Here is a 23,302-nt window from a genome sequence, read left to right on the forward strand (position 1 = left end):
GGGTGAGCGCCGGTCAGCCGACCGGGGCCGCGAACCGCTCGAGCGCGGCGGCCAGGCCGCCGTCGACGCGCGCGGTGAGCCGGGTGCCGTCCGCCTCGTGCTGCTCGGTGAGGACCTCGCCGTCGCGGTGGACGCGGGCCACCAGGTCGCCGCGGTCGTAGGGCACCAGCACCTCGACCTCGACGTCGGGGTGCGGCAGGCGGGCGGCGACGACCTCGCGCAGCTGCTCGATGCCCTCGCCCGTCCGCGCCGAGACCCACACGGCACCGGGCAGCGCCCGGCGCAGGGTGAGCACGTCCTCCTCGGTCATGGCGTCGACCTTGTTGACGACGATCAGCTCGGGCACCGCGGCGGCGTCGATCTCGCGCAGCACCACGTGCACCGCGTCGATCTGGCCCAGCGGGTCGGGGTCGGAGCCGTCGACGACGTGCAGCAGCAGGTCGGCGCCGGCCACCTCCTCCAGCGTCGAGCGGAACGCGTCGACCAGCTGGTGCGGCAGGTGCCGCACGAAGCCGACGGTGTCGGTGAGCGTGTACTCGCGGCCGTCGGGCGACTGGGCGCGGCGCACCGTGGGGTCCAGGGTGGCGAACAGCGCGTTCTCCACCAGCACGCCCGCGCCGGTCAGCCGGTTGAGCAGGCTGGACTTGCCGGCGTTGGTGTAGCCGGCGATCGCCACGCTCGGAACGGCGTTGCGGTCGCGCGCCGAGCGCTGGGTGGCCCGCGCCGTCGCCATGCCGGCGATCTCGCGGCGCAGCCTGCTCACCCGCGACCGGATGCGGCGGCGGTCGGTCTCGATCTTCGTCTCACCGGGACCGCGGGTACCGATGCCGCCACCGCCGGCGACGCGGCCACCGGCCTGCCGGGACAGCGACTCACCCCACCCGCGCAGCCGCGGCAGCATGTACTGCATCTGCGCGAGCTCGACCTGGGCCTTGCCCTCCCGGCTCGTCGCGTGCTGGGCGAAGATGTCGAGGATCAGCGCGGTCCGGTCGACCACCTTGACCTTGAGGATCTTCTCGAGCGCGTTGAGCTGACCGGGCGTCAGCTCGCCGTCGCAGATCACGGTGTCGGCGCCGGTGGAGGCGACCATGTCGCGGATCTCGGACGCCTTGCCCGAGCCCACGTAGGTGCCGGCGTCGGGCTTGTCCCGCCGCTGGCTCACCGCCTCGAGCACCTCCGAGCCCGCCGTCTCGGCGAGCGCGGCCAGCTCGGCCAGCGAGCGGTCGGCGTCGGCCTGGGTGCCCTCGGTCCACACCCCGACCAGCACGACGCGCTCGAGGCGCAGCTGGCGGTACTCGACCTCGCTGATGTCGGCGAGCTCGGTGGAGAGCCCGGCCACGCGCCGCAGCGCGCCACGGGCCTCGAGGTCGTAGGAGCCGGTCGTGTCGTCGTCCTCGTCCCACCGGCCGGCCGGGGCGGGACGGGTCTCGACGGTCGTCTCGTCGTCGAGGTGGGTGCTCTGGGGGGCGGTGGTCATCGCGTCCAGCGTGACACGCGCGTCGTCAGCGGTCACCTGGGTTGTCGTCTCTGCAGTCGTCATACACCGGGTGCAACACCGGAACCGGTCAGGTGCATCCCGCCGGGAGGCGGGTAGGTCGGGACGGACCGCACGGACGACGAGAGGGGCACCCCGTGAGCACCAGCAGCAGCGAGGGCATCGACGACCCGGGCCGCGACCCCGTGGGCCTCGAGGTCCCGCGCAACCCCTTCGGCGGAGCCGACCAGGACACCGGAGCCGGCCGGCCGCGCGGCACCGGCAACGTCGGCCCGGGCGACAAGCCCGAGGCGCCCACCGACGAGCCGGAGACCCGCGCCGACACCCCGGACAACCCCTAGGAGTCCAGCCACTCCCGGGTGAGCCCGCCGGTCGCGACGACGACGGCGGGCCCGCGCAGCACGGTCGTCTCCGGGGTGACGTCGACGGTCAGCCGGCCGCCGGGGACGTCGACGACGACCGTGCCGCGCTGCGGGCCGTCGGACCCGGCAGCCAGCGCGGCGTAGGCGGTGGCGCAGGCGCCGGTCCCGCAGGAGCGGGTCTCCCCCACGCCGCGCTCGTGCACCCGCAGCCGCACGTGCGCGTCGGCGCCCTCGGCGGGGCGGGCGAGCACCTGCACGAACTCGACGTTGACGCCCTCGGGGAACAGCCCCGGGTCGAACCCGGGCTGCGCGGTGAGGTCGAGGGCGTCGAGGTCGATGCCGCCGTCGGCGTCGGTGAGGCAGACCAGGTGCGGGTTGCCCATCGACACCGCCTGCCCGGCGAACGTCCGCCCCGCCACGGTGGCCTCGCCGCGCCCGAACGGCCGGGCCGGGCCCATGTCGACCCAGTAGGTGCCGTCGGCGCCGGCACCCACCCGGCGGGGGCCGCCGCGGGTGCCGACCAGGACGCCGTCGGCGCAGGCCGCGCGGTCGAGCAGGCCCTCGCTCACCAGCACGTGCAGGAAGAACCGGATTCCGTTGCCGCACATCTCCGCGTGCGAGCCGTCGGCGTTGCGGTGGTCCATGAACCACTCGCACTCACCGAGCCGCTCGCCCAGGACGGCGGGGGCGTCGGGCACGTGCACGCTGCGGACCACCCGCAGCACGCCGTCGCCGCCGAGGCCGGAGCGGCGCTCGCACAGCCGGCGCACCAGCGCGGCGCCGAGGCGGTCCTCGGGCCAGCGGTCCCCGTCGGGGTCGAGCAGGACGACGAAGTCGTTCTCGGTGCCGTGCCCGAGGAGGAACCGGTCGCTCACCGTCCGATCGTACGGCCGGGCAGCAGCGCCCCGACGGCGTCGGGGAGGTCCGGCCTTGCGGCGTCGAACCAGGTCGTGCTGGCGTCGCGGCGGAACCACGAGCGCTGCCGGCGGACGAAGCGGCGGGTGGCCGTGACCGTCCGCTCGCGGGCCTCGCCGGGGGTGAGGTCGCCGTCGAGCTGCGCCAGCACCTGGGCGTAGCCCAGCGCGCGGGAGGCCGTCGGGCCCTCCCGCAGCCCCTCGGCCGCCAGCGCCTCGACCTCGGCGACGAACCCGGCGGCCCACATCCGGTCCACGCGGTCGGCCACCCGGGCGTCGAGCTCGGCGGGCTCCCGGTCCAGACCCACCACGACCGCCGGGTAGTGCGGCCGCGGCTCGGGCAGGGTGGCCCGGAACGGGCCGCCGGTCAGCTCCACCACCTCCAGGGCCCGCACGATCCGCCGCCCGTTGCCCGGCAGCACGGCCGCGGCCGCGGCCGGGTCGACGGCGGCCAGCCGGGCGTGCAGCGCGGCCGGCCCGACGTCGTCGAGCTCGGCCTGCAGCCGCGCGCGCACGGCCGGGTCGGTGCCGGGGATGTCGAGGTCGTCGAGGACGGCGCGCACGTAGAGGCCCGACCCGCCCACCAGCAGCGGCAGCACCCCGGCCGCGCGCAGCCGGTCGATCTCGGCGCGGGCCGCGCGAGCGTACGCGGCTACCGATGCCGCCTGCCGCACCGGCCAGAGGTCGAGCAGGTGGTGCGGGACGCCGCGCCGCTCGGCCGCGTCGGGCTTGGCGGTGCCGATGTCCATGCCGCGGTAGAGCTGCATCGAGTCGGCGTTGACCACCTCGCCGCCGAGCTCGAGCGCCAGCTGCACGGCCAGCGCCGTCTTGCCGGTGGCGGTGGGCCCGACGACGGCGACCACCGGCGGGAGAGTCACCGGGCCGTCCACGCCGCCACCAGGTAGCCGACGCCGAAGGGCGCCTCGTCGGCGAGCAGCCGCGCGTCCACCTCGCGGCCGGCCAGCAGCGCCCCGACCGCCTGCCACACCGGGACACCGGCGGCCAGCAGCCGCTCCCCCTCCGCGGCGTCCAGTGCGGCCAGCGCGGCGGCGTCCCCGGCAGCGAGCGCCGCGGCGACCGCGGCGTCGAACGGCGCGGCCGCGTCGTCGAGGTGTCCGGGCGCCTTGACGCTGCGGCGGGCCGACCCGTCGCCCATGGCCAGCACCGCCACCGGCCCCGTCCGGCCCGCCAGCACCGCGGCCAGGTCCCGCGGGCCGGTCCCGATCCGGGGGCCGGCGTGCCCGGCCGCGTCGAGCAGCCAGGCGCCGACCGTCAGGCCCAGCGGCGTGCGGCGGCCGCCCGGGCGCGTCCCGCCCGACAGCGGCATCTCGACGTCGACGCCGAAACCGCGCAGGTCCCCGCCGTCGCCGGGGCCGTAGCGGCCCTCGGCGTCCGGGGCGACGAGCACCACCACCTCCGGCCGGGCGGCGAGCACCGCCTCGACGGCGTCGGCGCAGGCCGCGCGCAACGCCGCGGTGTCGGTGGCGGCCCGTCCGGCCACCTGCGGGAGCAGCAGCGGGGGGCACGGGCAGAAGGCGACCGAGACCGGTCCGGCGGGCGGGCTGCTCACCGCAGCAGTGTCGCCGATGCGGCGTGGGACACTGCGGTGCGTGTCGAGCACGGAGAACCCCGGAGCCGGGTCGCAGCAGGTCCCCTCCCCCGAGACGGCCGGTCCCGACGCGGTGACCCCCGACGCCGTGACCCCCGACGCCGGGACGCCGGCCGCGCCCACCCCCGAGGCGGCCGGGCTGGCCGACCCGACGGCGGGCGCCGCGGACGTCCCGGGTCCCGAGGGAGCCGCCGCCGAGGGGGTCGCAGCCGAGGGAGCCCTGGCCGAGGGAGCCCCCGCCGAGGAGGCCCCCGCCGAGGAGGCCGCCGTCCCCGGGCCGGTCGCCGTCCCCGAGCAGGCCGCGCCCGTGCCGGCGGCGCCGGAGCCGGCCGTGGCCGCCTCCTCCGACCCCGCCCGGTGGGGCCGCGTCGACGAGGACGGCACCGTCTACGTCCGCACCGCCGACGGCGAGCGCGCGGTCGGCTCCTGGCAGGCCGGCGACCCCGCCGCGGGGCTGGCCCACTTCGCCCGCCGCTACGACGACCTCGCCACCGAGGTGTCGCTGCTGGAGGCACGGCTGCGGGCGCACACCGGCAACCCGACCGAGATCAAGGCCAAGGCCCAGGCGCTGGCCGACTCCATCCCCACCGCCACCGCCGTCGGCGACCTCGACGGGCTGGCCGCCCGTGCCCGCGCGATGGTGGACACCGCCGACTCCGCGGCCGCCGAGTCACGCGCGGAGAAGGCCGCCGCCCGCGCCGCGCAGGTCGCGCGCAAGGAGGCGCTGGCCGCCGAGGCCGAGCAGATCGCCGCGGAGTCGACTTCGTGGAAGGCCGCCGGCGACCGGCTCAAGGCCATCGTCGAGGAGTGGAAGACCATCCGCGGCATCGACCGCAAGACCGACGAGGCGCTGTGGTCGCGGTTCGCCGCCGCCCGTGACGCGTTCGGCCGGCGGCGCGGAGCGCACTTCGCGGCCCTCGACGTGCAGCGCGGCGAGGCCCGCGCGGCCAAGCAGGAGCTGATCGCCGAGGCCCAGCGGCTGTCGACGTCGACCGAGTGGGGCCCGACCAGCGCCGCCATGCGCTCGCTGATGGACCGCTGGAAGGCGGTGCCGCGCACCGGCCGCGACGGCGACGACGACCTGTGGAAGCAGTTCCGCGCCGCCCAGGACGTCTTCTTCACCGCCCGCGCCGAGTCGGACAAGGCGCGCAACTCCGAGCAGCTGGCCAACCAGCAGGCCAAGGAGGAGCTGCTCGCCGAGGCGGAGAAGCTCGACCCGTCCACCGACCTGCGCGGCGCCCAGGCGGCGCTGCGGCGCATCCAGGAGCGCTACGACGCGATCGGCCACGTGCCGCGCGGCGCGATGCGCTCGCTGGAGGACCGGATGCAGGCCGTCGAGCAGCGCGTCCGCGGCGCCGTCGACGCCGGCCGGGTGCGCACCGCGCCGGAGAACCCGATGGTCGCCTCGATGCGCGCGGCGGTCACCAAGGCCGAGGAGCAGCTGGCCAAGGCCGAGGCCGCCGGCGACACCCGCCGGATCGAGGAGGCGCGGGCGAACCTGGCCACCCGCCGCGAGTGGCTGTCCGAGGCCGAGCGCTCCGCCTCGCGCCGCTGAGTCCTCACGGGCACGGGAGGCCATCCGCACGTCCTGGCGCTCGGGACGAGCGGATGGCTTCCCGTGCCTCGCTCAGGCGGGGGCGCCGACGCGGGGCATGCCGAGCAGCACGCCGGGCGTCGTCGGCCGGGTGCCGGCCTCGTGCGCGTCCCCGGCCCGGGTGCGCCGGTGCGACAACAGCGGCCCGTCGGCGATGAGGTGGTGCGGCGCGGCGGCGGTGACGACGGTCTCGACGACGTCGCCGGGCCGGACGCCGTCGCCACCCGCGAAGTGCACCAGCCGCCCGTCGCGGGCCCGGCCGCTCATCCGGCCGGTGCGGGCGTCCTTGCTGCCCTCCCCCGCCGCTGCCAGCAGCTCGACGGTCCGGCCGACCTGCGCGCGGTTCTCCGCCCAGCCGATGTCCTCCTGCAGCGCGGTCAGCCGCAGGTAGCGCTCCTGCACGACCTCCTTGGGCAGCTGGCCGTCCATCGCGGCGGCCGGCGTCCCGGGGCGCTTGGAGTACTGGAAGGTGAAGGCGCCGGCGAAGCGGGCCTGCCGGACCACCTCGAGGGTCTGCTCGAAGTCGGCCTCGGTCTCGCCGGGGAACCCGACGATGACGTCGGTGGTGATCGCGGCGTCGGGCATGGCCGCCCGCACCCGGTCGATGATCCCGAGGTAGCGCTCCTGCCGGTAGCCGCGGCGCATCCGGCGCAGCACCTCGTCCGACCCCGACTGCAGCGGCATGTGCAGCTGCGGGCACACGGCGGGCGTCTCGGCCATCGCCTCGATGACGTCGTCGGTGAACTCGCGCGGGTGGGGGCTGGTGAAGCGGACCCGCTCGAGACCCTCGATCGCGCCCGTGGCGCGCAGCAGGCCGGCGAACGCGCCCCGGTCGCGGAACTCGACGCCGTAGGCGTTGACGTTCTGACCCAGCAGCGTCACCTCGAGCACGCCCTGGTCGACCAGCGCCTGCACCTCGGCGAGGATCTCGCCGGGACGGCGGTCCTTCTCCTTGCCGCGCAGCGCCGGGACGATGCAGAACGTGCAGGTGTTGTTGCACCCGACGCTGATCGAGACCCAGCCGGCGTAGGCGGAGTCCCGCTTCGCCGGCAGCGTCGACGGGAAGACCTCCAGCGCCTCGGCGATCTCCACCTGCGCCTCGGCGTTGTGCCGCGCGCGCTCGAGCAGCGCCGGCAGCGAGCCGACGTTGTGCGTGCCGAAGACGACGTCGACCCACGGCGCGCGCCGCACGATCTCGCCGCGGTCCTTCTGCGCCAGGCACCCGCCGACGGCGATCTGCATGCCGGGGTGGGCGTCCTTCACCGGCCGGAGGTGGCCGAGGTTGCCGTAGAGGCGGTTGTCGGCGTTCTCCCGCACCGCGCAGGTGTTGAGCACGACGACGTCGGCGTCGGCGCCCTCGGGTGCGGCGGCGTACCCGGCGGCCTCGAGCAGGCCGGCGAGCCGCTCGGAGTCGTGCACGTTCATCTGGCACCCGTAGGTGCGCACCCGGTAGGTGCGCTGCGGGCTGTCGACCTCGGTTCCCATGGCGCCTGCGAGGGTACGGCGCCGGGCCCGGCGGCCGCGGTGCCCGCCGCCGGTCACCGGCCGTGACCTCATTTGTGACTGCTTCGTGACGGCCCCGGGACGCTGCCGCAGCCGGGCGGCCCTAGTGTGCCGTGCGTGACCAGCCAGCAGACCGGAGCACCGCTCGTCGAGCTGACCGGGGTCAACAAGTGGTTCGGCGACCTGCACGTGCTGCAGGACATCGACCTCTCGATCGACCGCGGCGAGGTCGTCGTCGTCATCGGCCCGTCGGGCTCGGGCAAGTCCACGCTGTGCCGCGCGATCAACCGCCTGGAGAGCATCCAGCAGGGCGAGATCCGCATCGACGGCCAGAAGCTGCCCGAGGAGGGCAAGGCGCTGGCCAAGCTGCGCAGCGACGTCGGGATGGTCTTCCAGAGCTTCAACCTCTTCGCCCACAAGACGATCCTGCAGAACGTCACGCTGGCCCCGACCCGGGTGCGCCGGCAGTCGAAGGCCGACGCCGAGCGGCGCGCGCGTGAGCTGCTCGACCGGGTCGGGGTCGGGCACCAGGCCGACAAGTACCCGGCACAGCTGTCGGGCGGTCAGCAGCAGCGCGTGGCGATCGCCCGCGCCCTGGCCATGGACCCCAAGGTCATCCTCTTCGACGAGCCGACGTCGGCGCTGGACCCGGAGATGATCAACGAGGTCCTCGACGTCATGACGTCGCTGGCCCGCGAGGGCATGACGATGGTCGTCGTCACCCACGAGATGGGCTTCGCCCGCCGGGCGGCCAACCGGGTCGTGTTCATGGACGGCGGCCGGATCGTCGAGTCCGCCGACCCGCAGACGTTCTTCACCAACCCGCGCTCCGAGCGCGCCCGCGACTTCCTGTCCAAGATCCTCGAGCACTGACCCACCACGGGAGGACACCCATGCGCAGCACCCGGAAGCTGGCGGCCTTCGCCGCCCTCGGCCTCACCCTCGCGGCCTGTTCCAGCGAGGCCGGCAACCAGGCGGAGGAGGAGGCCGCCAGCGCCCCCACCGTCGCCGAGGAGGTCGACTTCCCCGAGGGCTCGACCATGGCCGAGCTGGCCGGGGCCGGCAGCATCACCGTCGGCACGAAGTACGACCAGCCCGGCTTCGGCCTGCTCAACCCCGACGGCGTGCCCGAGGGCTTCGACGTGGAGATCGCCAAGATCATCGCCGGGGAGCTCGGCATCGCGCCCGAGGACATCGAGTGGACCGAGACGGTGTCGGCCAACCGCGAGCCGTTCATCCAGAACGGCCAGGTGGACATGGTGGTGGCGACCTACACCATCAACGACACCCGCAAGCAGGTCGTCGACTTCGCCGGGCCGTACTACATCGCCGGCCAGGACATCATGGTCGCGGCCGGCAACCCCGAGGGCATCCAGGGCCCCGACGACCTCGCCGGCAAGACGGTCTGCTCGGTCGAGGGCTCGACCCCGGCGCAGAACATCCGGGACAACTACCCGGAGGCCAACCTGGTCACCTACGACGTCTACTCCAAGTGCGCCGACGACCTGGCCAACGGCAACGTGCAGGCGGTGACGACGGACAACGTCATCCTCACCGGCCTGGTGGCGGGCAACCCCGAGGGCTTCGAGCTGGTCGGCAACCCGTTCACCGAGGAGCCCTACGGCATCGGCATGGCCAAGGGCGACGACGAGTTCCGGGACTTCATCAACGACGTGCTCGAGGAGTCCTTCGAGGACGGCCGCTGGGCCGACGCGTGGGACCGCACCGCCGGTGCGATCACCGGCGAGGAGGCCCCCGAGCCGCCGACGGTCGACCGCTACTGAGCACGCGGACGCCGCCGGGCGGGACTCCCCCGCCCGGCGGCGTCGGCTGCGTCCCCGACGACCGACGACCTGACGGCGAGGCGCCATGGGCTTCCTGACCGACAACGCCGACCTGCTGTGGAGCGCGTTCCTGACGACGCTGTCCCTCGCGGTCACCAGCGGGGTGTGCGCCCTCGTGCTCGGCACGGTGCTCGCGGGCATGCGGGTCAGCCCGGTGCCGCCGCTGCGCGGGCTGGCCACCTTCTACGTGGAGGTGTTCCGCAACACCCCGCTCACGGTGGTTTTCTTCTTCCTCGTCTTCGGCATCGTCCAGATCGACCTGTCCTTCCCGAGCCGGTTCATCGCCGCCGTCGCCGCGCTGTCGCTCTACACCGCCGCGTTCGTCTGCGAGGCGCTGCGCTCGGGGATCAACGCCGTCCCGCCGGGGCAGGCCGAGGCCGCCCGCGCCCTGGGCCTGGACTTCGGGCAGAGCCTGCGCACCATCGTCCTGCCGCAGGCCTTCCGGACGGTCGTCCCGCCGCTGGGCAACGTGTGGATCGCCCTGGCGAAGAACACCTCCATCGCCGCGGGCTTCGCCGTCACCGACCTCACCGCGGCGCTGCAGCGGCTGTCCAACGCCAACGCCGACCAGCTCCTGCTGGTCTTCGCGGCCATCGTCGCCGGCTACCTGGTGATCACGCTGCCCTCCGCGTGGGCCATCCGCGTCATCGAGAAGAGGGTGGCGATCGTCCGATGAGCGCGCAGACCGTCCTGTTCGACCTCCCCGGACCGCGGGCGCGCCGCCGGCAGCGCATCGGCACGGTGATCGGCGCGCTGCTGATCGCCGCCCTGGTCGCGCTGGTGCTGTGGCGGCTCGGGAGCAACGGTCAGCTGGACCCCGGCCGCTGGGCGATCCTGTTCGACCCGGCCGCGGGCGTGCCGCAGGCCCTGGGCGAGGCGCTGCTCAACACCCTCGCCGTCGCCGCCGTCGGCATGGTGGCGGCCACGGTGCTCGGCGCGCTGCTGGCGGTCGGCCGGTTGTCCGACCACGCGTGGGTGCGCGGGCCGGTGGCGGCGGTCGTGGAGTTCTTCCGCGCCGTGCCGCTGCTCGTGCTCATCCTGTTCTGCCTGCTGTTCCTGCCCACCATCGGCGTCCCGATGACCGCCTTCCGGGCCCTGGCGCTCGGGCTGACCCTCTACAACATGGCCGTGCTCGCCGAGATCTTCCGGGCGGGCATCCTGTCGGTCGACCGCGGGCAGCGGGAGGCGGCGTTCGCGCTGGGCATGCGCAAGACGCAGGTCATGACGCTGGTGCTGCTCCCCCAGGCGGTCCGCCGGATGCTGCCGGTGCTCGTGGCCCAGCTCGTGGTGCTGCTCAAGGACAGCTCGCTGGGCTTCATCGTCGGCTACGTCGAGCTGCTGCGGCAGGCGCGCAGCCTCGTCGAGTTCTTCAACTTCCAGTTCGGCAACATCTACACGTTCCAGCTCTACGTGGCCGCCGGGCTCATCTACATCATCGTGAACGTGCTGCTCTCGCAGCTGGCCAAGTACGTGGAGAAGCGCACCCGCCGGGACCGCAGGACCGCGGGCTCCGACGACGTCGAGCTGCCGGCCGACGTGCAGATGGGCGGCGGTGGCGGGCTGGTGACCGAGGCGGGCGGCCGCTAGTACCACCGGCCCGCGGACCTGCCGATGACAGTGCCGTGGACACCGCTCTCCGCCCCGTCGTGCCGCCGCTGCCGTCGATCGCGCGCCTGCCCGACGGGCAGGTCGACGTCGCGCAGGAGTTCGTGAACCGGCTGCGGGCCGCCGCGCCGCGGTTCGCCGACGCGGCCGGCGCGGGGTCCGCCGTCGTCCGGGAGGTCGTCCCCCCGGCCCGGCACCGCCGGGCGCGCTGCCGGGTCGTCCTGCGCTCGCCCGACGGCGGGGAGCGCGACGTCACCTTCCTCGGGCCGGTGAGCCGTCCGGCCGTGCTGCCCGACCGGACGTTCGAGGCGCAGATCCAGCAGTGGCTGGCCGCCGCTCCCGACGGCGAGGCCGCCGGGCTGGTGGCCGACGACGAGGCCCCCGACGGGTACGCCGTCGACCTCACGGCGTGGGCGGCGCCGTCGGCCACGGTCACGCACCTGCCGACCACGGCCATGCCGCTCCTCGGTGCCGCTGTCCCCGCCGCCGTGCCCGCCGCGGGCTGACCGGCCGGACCCAGCCCGACGGGGTCAGGGCCGGGAGTCCGCGTCAGGTGTCCCAGGCGGGCCGGGCGAGCAGGTCCGGATCGTGCAGGTCGGGGTCGGGGTCGTCGGTGCCGAACCCCGTCTCGTCCAGCACGTCGCGGACCACGCCCGCGGCCAGACCACCGCTGTAGCCCTTGCGGGCCAGCATCCCGATCAGCCGGCGGGTGGCGGTGGGCCGGTCGACGCGACGCAGCGAGGACAGCCGCCGCTCGACCAGGCGGCGGGCGGCGGCGCGCTCGTCGTCGTCGTCGACCTCGGCGAGGGCCTGCTCGGCCTCCTCGCCGTCGACGCCCTTGGCCCGCAGCTCGGCGCGCAGCGCGCGCCGAGCCAGGCCGCGGCCGGCCTGGCGGGAGGTCACCCAGGCGCGGGCGAAGGCGGCGTCGTCGATGAGGCCGACCTCGCCGAACCGGTCGAGGACCGCGGTCGCCGCGTCGTCCGGGATGCCGCGGCGGGCGAGCAGGTCGGCCAGCTGCTGCCGGGTCTTCGCCGCACCGGTGAGCGCCCGCAGGCAGATGGCGCGGGCCACCGACTCCGGGTCACCCGGCTCGTCGGCGGGATCTCCCGAGCCGCGATCGTCCGGGAGCGTGCCGGCGGCGGCCGGGTCGTCCGGGTCAGGGGACGACCCGGACCGCCGCCGGGGACGGCCGGCGCGGTCCCCGGGACCCGGTGCTCGGGTCCGGCGGCCGCGCCGGCCGGGCCGCTGGGGGTCGATCTCCTCGGAGAGCGGGCCCGACCAGCCGGTCACGGGGTGGCTCAGAAGTCGGCCGCGTCGGCGGCGGGCGCGTCGAGGGTGGCGCCGACGCCCAGCTTCTCCTTGACCTTCTTCTCGATCTCGTCGGCGAGGTCGGGGTTGTCGCGGAGGAAGGTGCGGACGTTCTCCTTGCCCTGGCCGAGCTGGTCGCCCTCGTACGTGTACCAGGCGCCGGACTTGCGGATGAAGCCGTGCTCGACGCCCGCGTCGATCAGGCCGCCCTCGCGGCTGAAGCCGTGGCCCCACAGCAGGTCGAGCTCGGCCTGCTTGAAGGGCGCGGCGACCTTGTTCTTGACGACCTTGACGCGCACCCGGCTGCCGACGGCCTCGGTGCCCTGCTTGAGGGTCTCGATGCGGCGGACGTCGAGGCGGACCGACGAGTAGAACTTCAGCGCACGGCCACCGGTGGTGACCTCGGGCGAGCCGTAGACGATGCCGACCTTCTCGCGCAGCTGGTTGATGAAGATCGCGGTGGTGCCCGAGTTGTTCAGCGCACCGGTGATCTTGCGCAGCGCCTGGCTCATGAGGCGGGCCTGCAGACCGACGTGGCTGTCGCCCATCTCGCCCTCGATCTCGGCGCGGGGCACGAGGGCGGCCACGGAGTCGATGACGATGATGTCGAGCGCGCCGGAGCGGATGAGCATGTCGGCGATCTCCAGCGCCTGCTCACCGGTGTCGGGCTGGCTGACCAGCAGCGCGTCGGTGTCGACACCGATGGCCCGGGCGTACTCGGGGTCGAGGGCGTGCTCGGCGTCGATGAAGGCCGCGATGCCGCCGGCGGCCTGGGCGTTGGCCACCGCGTGCAGGGCGACCGTGGTCTTGCCGGAGGCCTCCGGGCCGTAGACCTCGATGACGCGGCCGCGCGGCAGGCCACCGATGCCCAGCGCGATGTCGAGGGCGATCGAGCCGGTCGGGATGACCTTGATCGCCTGGGCGGTGCTGTCGCCCAGGCGCATGACCGAGCCCTTGCCGAACTGCTTGTCGATCTGGGCGAGGGCCATGTCGAGGGCCTTGTCGCGGTCGAGCGTTGCCATGGTGCTCACCTTCGGGAAGTCGCGTGTCGGGAGTCGGAGCGGTGTCGGAGGCGACGCTAGGTCGGGGGTCTGACACTTTCCGGTGACCGACTCGACCTGTGGAGGGACGACGTCCCTGTGGACGCACCCGTCACTGTAGGACGAACACGTGTTCGAGTCGAGCGACACACGGCGGGCGCGCCGTCGCCCGGCTCAGCGGTCCCGGGGCGGCACGTCGTATTCCTCGCAGATCGCCAGCCAGACCCGCCGCACCGGCAGCCCGGCCTCGATGGCGTCGAGGGCGGTCCGCCCGCCGAGCGCGGCGAAGACGTGGTCGCGCGTCACGCTCTGGGCCCGCATCGAGCCGAACTGCTCGTCGAGCCGGGACCAGAACTCCTGCAGGCGCACGCCTCCGACGCTAGCGCGCGTCCCCGTCGGCAGCGGCCCGCCCGGCGGCCTCCTCCACGATCCCGGCGCGCAGCCGGCGGACCAGCGCCGCCGGGTCGTCGGCGGCCAGGCGCAGCTCGTCGACCGGCCGGCCGCCGGTGCGGGCCAGCGGCAGCACCGTCGGTGTCCGCAGCTCGACGTCGACCTGGGTGGAGGACACGACCGTCACCGACACCGCGCGCCGGCCGCCCTCCTCGGCGACGACGACGGTGCGCGAGCCCTCGACGCTGCGCCGGCGCACCCGCACCGCGGTGATCGCCTCCCAGGGCACCCGGACGTCGACGGCGGACCCGGAGCGCACCCGCAGCCCCGCGCCGTCGACCACGTGCGGGTGCACCCGCATCGAGGCCAGCAGACCGATCATCCACAGCAGTCCGTAGCCCCCGACGACGAGGAGCGCCACGCGCAGCGAGGGCCACGGCAGCAGCCAGTCGACCAGCGGGATCTCGACGGCCGACAGCACGACGAAGGTCCACAGCACCGGCGCGGCCGCCGACGCGTACGGGAACGCCTCGGCGCCGGGCGGCACGTCGGGCCGCCGTCGCACCCAGCGCCACAGGCTGCGCCAGGTGCCCATCTCGAAGGCCACGGCGCGGCGCAGCAGCTCCCCGGCGGTCACCGGTCCTCCTCCCCCGCCACGGCGCCCGGCACCAGGACCCGCAGCCGTTCCAGGACGTCGTCGAGCGCGGCCACCAGCCCGTCGAGCCGCTCGGGCGGGAGTCCGTCGAACAGCTGGCCGGCCAGCTCGGCCTGGCCGCGCCCGAGCTCGTTGAGCAGCTCCTCCCCGCGCGCGGTCGGGGTGACCAGGGTGGCGCGCCGGTCGGCCGGGTGCGGTTCGCGGGAGACCAGCCCGGCCGCGACCAGCCCGTCGACCAGGCCGGTGACGTTGCGGGCGCTGACGCCGAGCGCGTCGGCCAGCGCGCGCTGGGTGCTCGGGCCGGCGGTGCGCAGCCGCCACAGCAGCGTGGTCCGGGCGACGGTGAGCCCGGAGGCGGCCAGCGACGCCGCCGTGTCGCGGCCGAGCAGCAGGGACACCTCGAGCAGCCGGTCGAGGGCGTCGATCCGGACGTCGTCACCGGCCATCGTGAACCTCCTGCACCGTGAAGTAACCTCACGGTACACGGCCTATCCTGGTGGTGTGTTCCCCACCACCGGCTCGGCCACCTGGGACACCGTCCTGGAGATCGGCATCGCGCTGTGCATCCTCGTGACGCTGGTGATGCTGTGGCGCAACCTGCGGGGCCGCTGAACCCTCAGGGGCGCGCCCACACGAGGGCCAGCGGCAGCACCAGCGCCGCCGACACACCGGCGACCAGCCCGTAGCCGCCGGCGGCCAGCAGCGGCCCCCCGACCGCACCGGCGACGGCCGCACCCAGCCCCATGACCAGGTCGGTGCCGCCCTGCGCCGTCGGCCGGACGTCGGCGGGCACCGACTCGGTGACCAGCGTCGAGCCCGCGATCAGCCCGCAGGACCAGCCCAGGCCGAGCAGCAGCAGGCCCGCCCCCAGCCGGCCGGTGGCCTCCGGTGGCGCCGTCCCGGCCAGCGCGACGGCGGCCAGCAGCAGTCCCCCGCCGACGGCGACCGTCGCCCGGCGCCCCGCCCGGTCGGCCAGCCAGCCGACCAGCGGCGAGAACAGGTACATGCCGGCCACGTGCACGCTGATGACCAGGCCGACCAGCCGCAGCGTCGTCGCGTCGTCGTGGCCGCCGGCGTGCCCCATGTGCACCGGCGTCATGACCATGACGCCGACCATCACCGCGTGCGACACCACGACGGCGACCAGCCCCAGCCGGCCCCCGGGCGAGCTCCACACCGCCGCCAGGGCCGTGCGCGTGCGTCCGCGGGCCGGCACGGCCTCGACCGGCCCGCGCAGCCGGCGGGAGAACAGCAGCGGGTCGGGCCGCAGCCCGGCGACGAGGGCCGCGGCCACCAGCGCGAACACCACCGCCGAGACGGCGAACCCGCCGCCGAGCGCCGGCAGGCCGACGGCGGCGCCGAGGTCGGCGCCGGGCGCGGCCAGGTTGGGGCCGAGCACCGAGCCCACCGTCGTCGCCCAGACCACCAGCGACAGGTCGCGGCCGCGTCGCTCGGGCGCGGCGAGGTCGGCGGCGGCGTAGCGGGCCTGCAGGCCGCAGGCGGTCGCGGCACCGAAGGCGAACAGTCCGGCCAGCAGCAGCGGCAGCGACGACAGGACGGCGGCGAGCACGGTCAGCAGCGCCCCGCCGACGGCGACGGCGTAGCCGGCGGCCAGCCCCGCGCGCCGGCCGGCGCGGTCGGAGAGCCGGGCCAGCGGGACGGCGAGCACCGCGGCGCCCAGCACGCCGGCGGTCTGCCCCAGGCCGGCCGCGGCGTCGCTGCCGGCGACCTCGCGCGCGAGCAGGCCGCCGATGGTGATGCCGACGGTGACCCCGAGCCCGGCGAGCGCCACCGCGCCGGACAGCACGCCGACGGTGCGCCGCTGCACCCGTCCGAGGTCGGGGCCCGCCTGCTGCGTGGTCACCGGCTCCTCACAGGCCCAGCGACCGGCCGATGATCTCGCGCATGATCTCGTTGGTGCCGCCGTAGATCGACTGCACGCGGGCGTCGCGCCAGGCCTTCGAGACCGGGTACTCGTCCATGTAGCCGTAGCCGCCGTGCAGCTGCAGGCAGCGGTCGGCGACCTTGTTCTGCAGCTCGCTGGTCCAGTACTTGGCCATGGCCGCGTCGACGGCGGTCAGCTCGCCGGCGCCCAGCTGCCGGATGCACTCGTCGACGAACGTGCGGGCGATCGTCGTCTCGGTGTGCAGCTCGGCGAGGACGAACCGGCTGTGCTGGAAGCTGCCCACCGGCCGGCCGAACGCGGTGCGGCTGCCCACGTACTCGCGGGTCTGCGCGAGCACCGTCTCGCAGGCGGCCACCGCCCCGACGGCGATCGACAGCCGCTCCTGCGGCAGGTTCTCCATGAGGTGGGCGAAGCCGCGGTTCTCGGCGCCGAGCAGGTTCTCCGCGGGCACGCGCACCTCGTCGAAGAACAGCTCGGCGGTGTCCTGCGCCTTGAGACCCACCTTCTCGAGGTTGCGGCCGCGGGTGAAGCCGGGCATCCCCCGCTCGACGACGAGCAGGCTGGTGCCGCGCGAGCCGGGCGCGTCGGGGTCGGTGCGCGCGACCACGATCACCAGGTCGGCGTTGATGCCGTTGGTGATGAAGGTCTTGGCGCCGCTGAGCACCCACGCGTCGCCGTCGCGGCGGGCGGTGGTGCGGATCGCCTGCAGGTCGCTGCCGGTGCCCGGCTCGGTCATCGCGATCGCCGTGATCAGCTCACCGCGGCAGAACCCGGGCAGCCAGCGTTGCCCCTGCTCCTCGGTGCACAGGTCGCGCAGGTAGGGGGCGACGACGTCGTTGTGCAGCCCGAAGCCCAGGCCGCTGGCGCCGATGCGGGTGACCTCCTCGTCGAGGACGGCGTTGAAGCGGAAGTCGCGCACCCCGCCGCCACCCCAGCGCTCGTCGACGTCGATGCCGAGCAGACCCTGCTCCCCGCCGGCGAGCCACACGTCGCGGGGGACGATCCCGTCGCGCTCCCACTGGTCGTGGTGCGGGGCGACGTCCTTCTCGAGGAAGGTCCGGACGGTCTGCCGGAAGTCCTCGTGCTCGGCCTCGTAGAGGGAGGTGCGCATGCCCGGCAGTGTGCCGCACGCCACCCCCGGATCGGGCGACCCCGCCCGCTGACGGCGTCCGTGCAGGCCAGCGGACTGTCGTACCCGCGGGGACACTGGACACGTGCCCGCTCTCGACCGGTTCTCCGCGCCCACGCAGGCCTGGTTCACCGGTGCCTTCGCCGAACCCACGGCGGCCCAGGAGGGCGCCTGGGAGGCGATCAGCAGCGGCGGGCACGCCCTCGTCGTCGCCCCCACCGGCTCGGGCAAGACGCTGGCGGCGTTCCTGTGGTCGCTCGACCGGCTCACGAGCACGCCACCGGCCGACGAGAGCCGCCGCTGCCGCGTCCTCTACGTCTCCCCGCTCAAGGCGCTGGCCGTCGACGTCGAGCGCAACCTGCGCGCGCCGCTGGCCGGCATCGGCCAGGCGGCGCTCCGGCTGGGCCTGCCCCGGCCGGAGATCTCGGTCGGCATCCGCTCCGGGGACACCCCGGCCGACGAGCGCCGGGCGTTCACCCGCCGGCCCACCGACATCCTCATCACCACCCCCGAGTCGCTGTTCCTGCTGCTGACCAGCTCGGCACGCGAGGCGCTGCGCGGGGTGGAGACGGTGATCGTCGACGAGGTGCACGCCGTCGCCGACAGCAAGCGCGGCGCGCACCTGGCGGTCTCCCTCGACCGGCTCGACGAGCTGCTGGAGCGGCCCGCGCAGCGGATCGGCCTGTCGGCCACGGTGCGCCCCATCGAGGAGGTCGCCACCTTCCTCGCCGGGGGCCGGCCGGTGCAGGTGGTGCAGCCGCCGGCGGGCAAGGAGTGGGACCTGTCGGTCGTCGTCCCGGTCGAGGACATGAGCCAGCTGGGACAGCCCACCGGCGAGCTGGAGGGCTCGGCGGCCGGGGACCAGCCGCGGGCGTCGATCTGGCCGGCGGTCGAGGAGCGGGTGCTCGACCTGGTGGAGGCCCACCGCAGCACCATCGTGTTCGCCAACTCCCGGCGGCTGGCCGAGCGGCTCACCAGCCGGCTCAACGAGATGGCCTACGAGCGGGCCACCGGCGAGGCGGTGCCGCCGGGCACCACCGCCGCCGCGCTCATGGCGCAGGCCGGGTCGGGCGGCGGCGTGCCCGAGGGGGTGCGGCCGGTGGCGGCGGCCCACCACGGCTCGGTCTCCCGCGAGCAGCGCGCCGTGGTCGAGGAGGCGCTGAAGTCCGGGCAGCTGCCGGCGGTGGTGGCGACGTCGTCGCTCGAGCTCGGCATCGACATGGGCGCGGTCGACCTCGTCGTCCAGGTGGAGGCGCCGCCCACGGTGGCGGCCGGGCTGCAGCGGGTGGGCCGCGCCGGGCACCAGGTCGGCGCGGTCAGCCGCGGTGTGCTGTTCCCCAAGTACCGCGGTGACCTCGTGCAGTGCGCCCTGGTGGCCGAGCGGATGAAGGCCGGTGCGATCGAGTCGATCCGCTACCTGCGCAACCCGCTCGACGTGCTCGCCCAGCAGGTCGTCGCCATCGTCTCCGAGGGCCCGCGCACCGTGGAGGAGGTCGGCGCGCTGCTGCGCCGCTCGGCGCCCTTTTCCGGCCTGCCCGACTCCGCGCTGCACGCCGTCCTCGACATGCTCGCCGGGCGCTACCCCTCCGACGCGTTCGCCGAGCTGCGGCCACGGCTGACCTGGGACCGGGTCACCGACACCCTCACCGCCCGCGGCGGCGCGCAGCGGCTGGCGGTCACCAGCGGCGGCACCATCCCCGACCGCGGCCTGTTCGGCGTCTTCCTCGTCGGCGGCGAGGGGTCCGGCGGGCGCCGCGTCGGCGAGCTCGACGAGGAGATGGTCTACGAGTCGCGGGTCGGCGACGTCTTCCTGCTCGGGTCCTCGTCGTGGCGGATCGAGGAGATCACCCACGACCGGGTGCTGGTCTCCCCCGCCCCCGGCCAGCCCGGGAAGATGCCGTTCTGGCACGGCGACGCCCCCGGTCGGCCGCTGGAGCTGGGCCGGGCGCTGGGCGCCTTCCTCCGCGAGGTCGGCTCCGCCGCGCCCGAGCGGGGCCGCGAGCGGGCGCAGGCCGCCGGGCTCGACGACTGGGGCGCGGCCAACCTGCTCGCCTACCTCGCCGAGCAGAAGGCGGCCACCGGCCACCTGCCCGACGACCGCACGCTGCTGGTGGAGCGGTTCCGCGACGAGCTCGGCGACTGGCGGCTGGTCGTGCACTCGCCCTTCGGCGCGCAGGTCAACGCCCCGTGGGCGCTGGTGCTCGCCGCCCGGCTGCGGGAGCGCTACGGCGTCGACGTCGCCTCGATGCACTCCGACGACGGCATCGTGCTGCGCCTGCCCGACACCACCGGGGAGCCGCCGGAGGCCGACCTCGCCGTGCTCGACCCCGACGACGTCGAGCGCGAGGTGACCGCGGAGGTCGGCAGCTCGGCGCTGTTCGCCAGCCGGTTCCGCGAGTGCGCCGCCCGGGCGCTGCTGCTGCCCCGCCGCGACCCGCGCCGCCGCACCCCGCTGTGGCAGCAGCGCCAGCGCGCCGCGCAGCTGCTGAGCGTGGCCAGTGAGTTCTCCTCGTTCCCCATCACGCTCGAGGCCGCCCGCGAGGTGCTGCAGGACGTCTACGACGTGCCCGGCCTGGTCGAGCTGATGCGCGACGTCCGCTCCCGCCGCGTGCGGGTGGTCGACGTGCAGACCCAGTCCGCCTCGCCGTTCGCCCAGTCGCTGCTGTTCGGCTACGTCGGGCAGTTCCTCTACGAGGGCGACGCCCCGCTGGCGGAGCGGCGCGCGCAGGCGCTGGCGCTCGACACCGGCCTGCTCGCCGAGCTGCTGGGCCGCTCGGAGCTGCGCGAGCTGCTCGACGCCGAGGCGCTGACGGAGGTCGAGCGGGAGCTGCAGCGGCTGCCGGCCGAGCGCCACCCCCGCGACGTCGACGGCGCCGCCGACCTGCTGCGGCTGCTCGGCGACCTCACCCCCGCCGAGGCGGCGCTGCGCGGTGTGCCCGCGGCGTGGCTGGCGGAGCTGGTCGCGTCCCGCCGGGCGATCGTCGTGCGGATCGCCGGGGAGGAACGCCACGTCGCCATCGAGGACGCCGGGCGGCTGCGCGACGCGCTGGGCACCGCGCTACCGGTCGGGGTCCCGGAGGCGTTCACCGAGCCGGTGGCCGACCCGCTGGGCGACCTGGTCGGCCGCTACGCCCGCACCCACGGCCCGTTCCAGCCGGCCGGGGTCGCCGCCCGGCTCGGTCTCGGCGTCGCCGTCGTCACCGCCACGCTGCAGCGGCTGGTGGGCAGCGGCCGGCTGGTCACCGGCGAGTTCCGCCCCGGCGGCAGCGGCCAGGAGTGGTGCGACGCCGAGGTGCTGCGCTCGGTGCGCCGCCGCAGCCTGGCCAAGCTGCGCCAGGAGGTCGAGCCGGTGCCGATCGGCACCCTGGCCCGCTTCACCCCGACCTGGCAGTCGGTGGGCAGCCGGATGCGCGGCGTCGACGGCGTCCTGGCCGTGATCGAGCAGCTCGCCGGGGCGCTGGTGCCCGCGAGCGCGCTGGAGACGCTGGTGCTCCCCGGCCGGGTCCGCGACTACTCCCCCGCGATGCTCGACGAGCTCACCAGCGCCGGTGAGGTGCTGTGGGCCGGGGCCGGGGGGCTGCCCGGCGGCGACGGCTGGGTGACCCTGGTGCCCGCCGACGTCGCGCCGCTATTGCTGCCCGACCCGGTCGAGCTGCCGGAGGAGGGCGGCGTCGGGGCCGCCGTCCTCGAGCAGCTGTCGGCCGGGCAGGCGGTCTTCTTCCGCGGGCTGTCCGACCTCGTGGGCGCCACCGACGACACCGCGCTCGCCGACGTCGTCTGGGACCTGGTGTGGGCCGGGCTGCTGACCAACGACACCCTGGCGCCGCTGCGCACCCGGCTGGCCGGCGGCGGCACGCACAAGCGCACCCCGGCGCCGCCGCGGGCCCGGGTCGACCGCACCCGGTACGGGCGCGCCCGGCTGGGCCGCCCGGCGATGCCCACCCGCAGCGGGCCGCCCACGGTCGCCGGCCGCTGGTCACGGCTGCCCGAGCGCGAGCCCAACCCGACGCGGCGCACCACCGCCCGCGCCGAGGCGCTGCTGGAGCGGCACGGCGTGCTCACCCGCGGCGCGGTCACGGCCGAGCAGGTACCCGGTGGGTTCTCCGCCGTCTACCCGGTGCTGCGCGCGTTCGAGGAGAGCAACCGCGCCCGGCGCGGCTACTTCGTCGAGACCCTCGGCGCCGCGCAGTTCGGCACCGTCGGCGCCGTCGACCGGCTGCGCGCGTTCGCCACCCCCGACCGGGCCCCCGAGGGTGCGGTGGTGCTCGCCGCCACCGACCCGGCCAACGTCTACGGCGCCGCGCTGCCCTGGCCAGACCGCGGCGGTCCCCCCGACGGCGAGTCCGCGGGGTCGTCGGCAGTGCAGGTCGCCGTCGACGTCGGCGAGGGCACCGGCGGCGGGAAGCGGGCCACCGGGCACCGCGCGGGGCGCAAGGCCGGGGCGCTGGTGGTGCTCGTCGACGGCGAGCTGGTGCTCTACGTCGAGCGCGGCGGCAGGTCGCTGCTGTCGTTCACCGAGGACGAGCAGGTGCTCAAGGAGGCGGCCACCGCGCTGTCCGGCGCGGTCGCGGCGGGGGCGCTGGGCCGCATGGTGGTGCAGAAGGCCGACGGCGCCTCGGTGCACCAGGACACCCCGCTGTCGGCCGCGCTGCAGGCCGCCGGCTTCGCCGCCACTCCCCGGGGGCTGCGCCTCCGGGGCTGACCGGCACCTCGCGGGGTCCGCGTACCGTGGACCGTCGCAGTCGTGAGGGATGAGGGAACAGGTATGGCAGCCGGGACGGTCCGCTGGTTCGACGCGGACAAGGGCTTCGGGTTCATCGAGCCGCAGGAGGGCGGGGACGACGTCTTCGTCCACTTCTCGGCCATCGAGGACACGGGGGGCTTCCGCACCCTCGAGGAGGGCCAGCCGGTGGAGTTCGACGCCACCGCGGGCCCGCGCGGGCCGCAGGCGGAGCGGGTGCGACCCACCGGGGGCGCCCCGCGGGCCCGCCGCGACGACCGGGGCGGGGACCGCGGCGGCTTCCGTGACGACCGGGGCCGTGACGACCGGGGCCGTGACGACCGGGGGCGCTCCGGCGGCGGCCGCGCGCCCCGCGGGCTCGTCGTCCAGGGCACGGTCGCGCGGTTCGACGCCGACCGCGGTTTCGGCTTCATCGTGCCGGAGGACGTGTTCGTGCACGTCTCCGCGGTGACCCGCGGCGGCGACCTCGAGGAGGGCGACCGGGTCGAGTTCGAGCTGGTCGAGGGCAATCGCGGGCTGCAGGCGGAGTCGGTGCGGCTGCTGCCGTCGACCCCGCGGCGCGGCGGCTACGACCGCCCGGCCCGCCGGGACGACCGTCGCGACGACCGGGGCGGCCGCGACCAGCGGCCCGCCCGCGCCCCGCGGGGCGGGGACGCCGGCGGGGACGCCGAGGGCACCGTGCAGTGGTTCAACCCCGAGAAGGGCTTCGGCTTCATCACCCCCGACGACGGCGGCGACGACGTCTTCGTGCACTTCTCCGAGATCGAGGAGAGCGGCGGCTACCGGGAGCTCGAGGAGGGGCAGCGGGTCGCCTTCACCCGCACCTCCGGCGCCCGCGGCACCAGTGCCAGCGGCGTCCGCCCGATCGACTAGTTGTCGCAACCAGGGACGTTGTTGACGTTCGGCGCGTCGGCTTGATCATGAAGGAGACCTCCGGGAGGAGTGGTGGTGCTTGACGTCACCATCGCCAACCGGAGGTCTCCGTGGCTCACGCTAATGCCCGCACCACCGTCTACGCCCGCAAGCTGATCATCGCTCGTGTCCTGGCTGGTCATCGGCCCGGTGAGGTGGCCAAGCAGCTGGGGATCAGCCGGCAGACGGTCTACAAGTGGGTGCGCCGCTGGCGGACCGAGGGTGCGGCCGGGCTGGCCGATCGCTCCTCGCGGCCGCATCGGATGCCCCGGCGGACCTCACCGGAGACGGTCGC

Annotated in this window: 22 protein-coding genes; 10 read left to right on the forward strand and 12 right to left on the reverse strand. The window is 75.5% G+C overall.

What is annotated here, in order from left to right:
* Positions 1-13: 13 nt before the first annotated feature.
* Positions 14-1,477, reverse strand: a complete 1,464-nt coding sequence (hflX, locus tag CHC04_RS13130; protein WP_089404439.1) for a GTPase HflX — start codon at positions 1,475-1,477, stop codon at positions 14-16.
* Positions 1,478-1,632: 155 nt separating this feature from the next.
* Here hflX and CHC04_RS13135 point away from each other — a divergent pair, with 155 nt between their 5' ends.
* On the forward strand, positions 1,633-1,836 hold the full coding sequence (locus CHC04_RS13135; protein ID WP_089404359.1) for a hypothetical protein: 204 nt from the start codon (positions 1,633-1,635) through the stop codon (positions 1,834-1,836).
* On the opposite strand, the gene dapF is transcribed toward CHC04_RS13135, so the two are convergent.
* The 3 genes from dapF to CHC04_RS13150 are packed head-to-tail and all read right to left on the reverse strand — an operon-like array spanning position 1,833 to position 4,341.
* Entirely contained in the window at positions 1,833-2,732 is a 900-nt protein-coding gene (gene dapF / locus CHC04_RS13140) for a diaminopimelate epimerase (RefSeq protein WP_089404360.1), read from the reverse strand. The two genes, CHC04_RS13135 and dapF, sit on opposite strands and share 4 nt — an antisense overlap.
* The gene (miaA, locus tag CHC04_RS13145; protein ID WP_089404440.1) at positions 2,729-3,649 is read right to left on the reverse strand and encodes a tRNA (adenosine(37)-N6)-dimethylallyltransferase MiaA; all 921 of its coding nucleotides are present in this window, start codon (positions 3,647-3,649) and stop codon (positions 2,729-2,731) included. The genes dapF and miaA overlap by 4 nt, the downstream gene beginning before the upstream one ends.
* Positions 3,646-4,341 carry a class III extradiol ring-cleavage dioxygenase family protein gene (locus CHC04_RS13150; RefSeq protein WP_089404361.1) on the reverse strand — a complete coding sequence of 232 codons (696 nt, stop codon included), beginning with the start codon at positions 4,339-4,341 and terminating at the stop codon, positions 3,646-3,648. The genes miaA and CHC04_RS13150 overlap by 4 nt, the downstream gene beginning before the upstream one ends.
* Positions 4,342-4,381: 40 nt before the next feature.
* Here CHC04_RS13150 and CHC04_RS13155 point away from each other — a divergent pair, with 40 nt between their 5' ends.
* A complete protein-coding gene (locus CHC04_RS13155) occupies positions 4,382-5,935 on the forward strand; it encodes a DUF349 domain-containing protein (RefSeq protein ID WP_089404362.1) in 1,554 nt (517 codons plus the stop codon).
* Positions 5,936-6,007: 72 nt separating this feature from the next.
* Here the strand turns inward: CHC04_RS13155 and miaB are convergent, their stop codons facing one another.
* Positions 6,008-7,459, reverse strand: a complete 1,452-nt coding sequence (miaB, locus tag CHC04_RS13160) for a tRNA (N6-isopentenyl adenosine(37)-C2)-methylthiotransferase MiaB (protein ID WP_089404441.1) — start codon at positions 7,457-7,459, stop codon at positions 6,008-6,010.
* Between the two features lie 135 nt (positions 7,460-7,594).
* Between miaB and CHC04_RS13165 the strand changes: the two genes are divergently transcribed.
* The 5 genes from CHC04_RS13165 to CHC04_RS13185 all read left to right on the forward strand — a co-directional run bounded on the left by CHC04_RS13165 (position 7,595) and on the right by CHC04_RS13185 (position 11,432).
* Entirely contained in the window at positions 7,595-8,350 is a 756-nt protein-coding gene (locus tag CHC04_RS13165) for an amino acid ABC transporter ATP-binding protein (RefSeq protein ID WP_089404363.1), read from the forward strand.
* A 20-nt stretch (positions 8,351-8,370) separates the two neighbouring features.
* Positions 8,371-9,261, forward strand: coding sequence for a glutamate ABC transporter substrate-binding protein (locus CHC04_RS13170; RefSeq protein ID WP_089404364.1), 891 nt, complete (start codon positions 8,371-8,373; stop codon positions 9,259-9,261).
* Between the two features lie 85 nt (positions 9,262-9,346).
* On the forward strand, positions 9,347-9,997 hold the full coding sequence (locus CHC04_RS13175; protein WP_089404365.1) for an amino acid ABC transporter permease: 651 nt from the start codon (positions 9,347-9,349) through the stop codon (positions 9,995-9,997).
* Positions 9,994-10,908 (forward strand): amino acid ABC transporter permease, encoded by a 915-nt coding sequence (locus tag CHC04_RS13180; protein ID WP_089404366.1) that lies wholly within the window; start codon positions 9,994-9,996, stop codon positions 10,906-10,908. The genes CHC04_RS13175 and CHC04_RS13180 overlap by 4 nt, the downstream gene beginning before the upstream one ends.
* 35 nt (positions 10,909-10,943) lie before the next feature.
* On the forward strand, positions 10,944-11,432 hold the full coding sequence (locus CHC04_RS13185) for a hypothetical protein (RefSeq protein ID WP_176449990.1): 489 nt from the start codon (positions 10,944-10,946) through the stop codon (positions 11,430-11,432).
* Positions 11,433-11,475: 43 nt separating this feature from the next.
* On the opposite strand, the gene CHC04_RS13190 is transcribed toward CHC04_RS13185, so the two are convergent.
* The 7 genes from CHC04_RS13190 to CHC04_RS13220 all read right to left on the reverse strand — a co-directional run bounded on the left by CHC04_RS13190 (position 11,476) and on the right by CHC04_RS13220 (position 17,336).
* Positions 11,476-11,997: a regulatory protein RecX gene (locus tag CHC04_RS13190; RefSeq protein ID WP_245817169.1), complete on the reverse strand. Its 522-nt coding sequence runs from the start codon at positions 11,995-11,997 to the stop codon at positions 11,476-11,478.
* A 227-nt stretch (positions 11,998-12,224) separates the two neighbouring features.
* Entirely contained in the window at positions 12,225-13,256 is a 1,032-nt protein-coding gene (gene recA, locus CHC04_RS13195; protein ID WP_089404367.1) for a recombinase RecA, read from the reverse strand.
* Positions 13,257-13,448: 192 nt separating this feature from the next.
* Positions 13,449-13,643, reverse strand: coding sequence for a DUF3046 domain-containing protein (locus tag CHC04_RS13200; protein ID WP_089404368.1), 195 nt, complete (start codon positions 13,641-13,643; stop codon positions 13,449-13,451).
* Between the two features lie 10 nt (positions 13,644-13,653).
* Positions 13,654-14,301 carry a hypothetical protein gene (locus tag CHC04_RS13205; protein WP_089404369.1) on the reverse strand — a complete coding sequence of 216 codons (648 nt, stop codon included), beginning with the start codon at positions 14,299-14,301 and terminating at the stop codon, positions 13,654-13,656.
* Complete coding sequence (locus CHC04_RS13210; RefSeq protein ID WP_089404370.1) at positions 14,298-14,765, reverse strand: MarR family winged helix-turn-helix transcriptional regulator; 468 nt, start codon at positions 14,763-14,765, stop codon at positions 14,298-14,300. The genes CHC04_RS13205 and CHC04_RS13210 overlap by 4 nt, the downstream gene beginning before the upstream one ends.
* A 170-nt stretch (positions 14,766-14,935) precedes the next feature.
* A complete protein-coding gene (locus tag CHC04_RS13215) occupies positions 14,936-16,183 on the reverse strand; it encodes an MFS transporter (protein WP_089404371.1) in 1,248 nt (415 codons plus the stop codon).
* A gap of 7 nt (positions 16,184-16,190) precedes the next feature.
* The gene (locus CHC04_RS13220) at positions 16,191-17,336 is read right to left on the reverse strand and encodes an acyl-CoA dehydrogenase family protein (RefSeq protein WP_089404372.1); all 1,146 of its coding nucleotides are present in this window, start codon (positions 17,334-17,336) and stop codon (positions 16,191-16,193) included.
* 103 nt (positions 17,337-17,439) lie between these two features.
* On the opposite strand from CHC04_RS13220, the gene CHC04_RS13225 reads away from it, so the two are divergent.
* The 3 genes from CHC04_RS13225 to CHC04_RS13235 form a co-directional block, all read left to right on the forward strand.
* Positions 17,440-22,056, forward strand: a complete 4,617-nt coding sequence (locus CHC04_RS13225) for an ATP-dependent helicase (RefSeq protein WP_089404373.1) — start codon at positions 17,440-17,442, stop codon at positions 22,054-22,056.
* Between the two features lie 63 nt (positions 22,057-22,119).
* On the forward strand, positions 22,120-22,968 hold the full coding sequence (locus tag CHC04_RS25545; protein ID WP_089404374.1) for a cold-shock protein: 849 nt from the start codon (positions 22,120-22,122) through the stop codon (positions 22,966-22,968).
* A 110-nt stretch (positions 22,969-23,078) separates the two neighbouring features.
* Positions 23,079-23,302: helix-turn-helix domain-containing protein (locus CHC04_RS13235; protein ID WP_141233797.1), on the forward strand; the 224-nt coding region annotated here is incomplete at its 3' end.

Source organism: Geodermatophilus saharensis, assembly GCF_900188205.1.
Classification (GTDB): domain Bacteria; phylum Actinomycetota; class Actinomycetes; order Mycobacteriales; family Geodermatophilaceae; genus Geodermatophilus; species Geodermatophilus saharensis.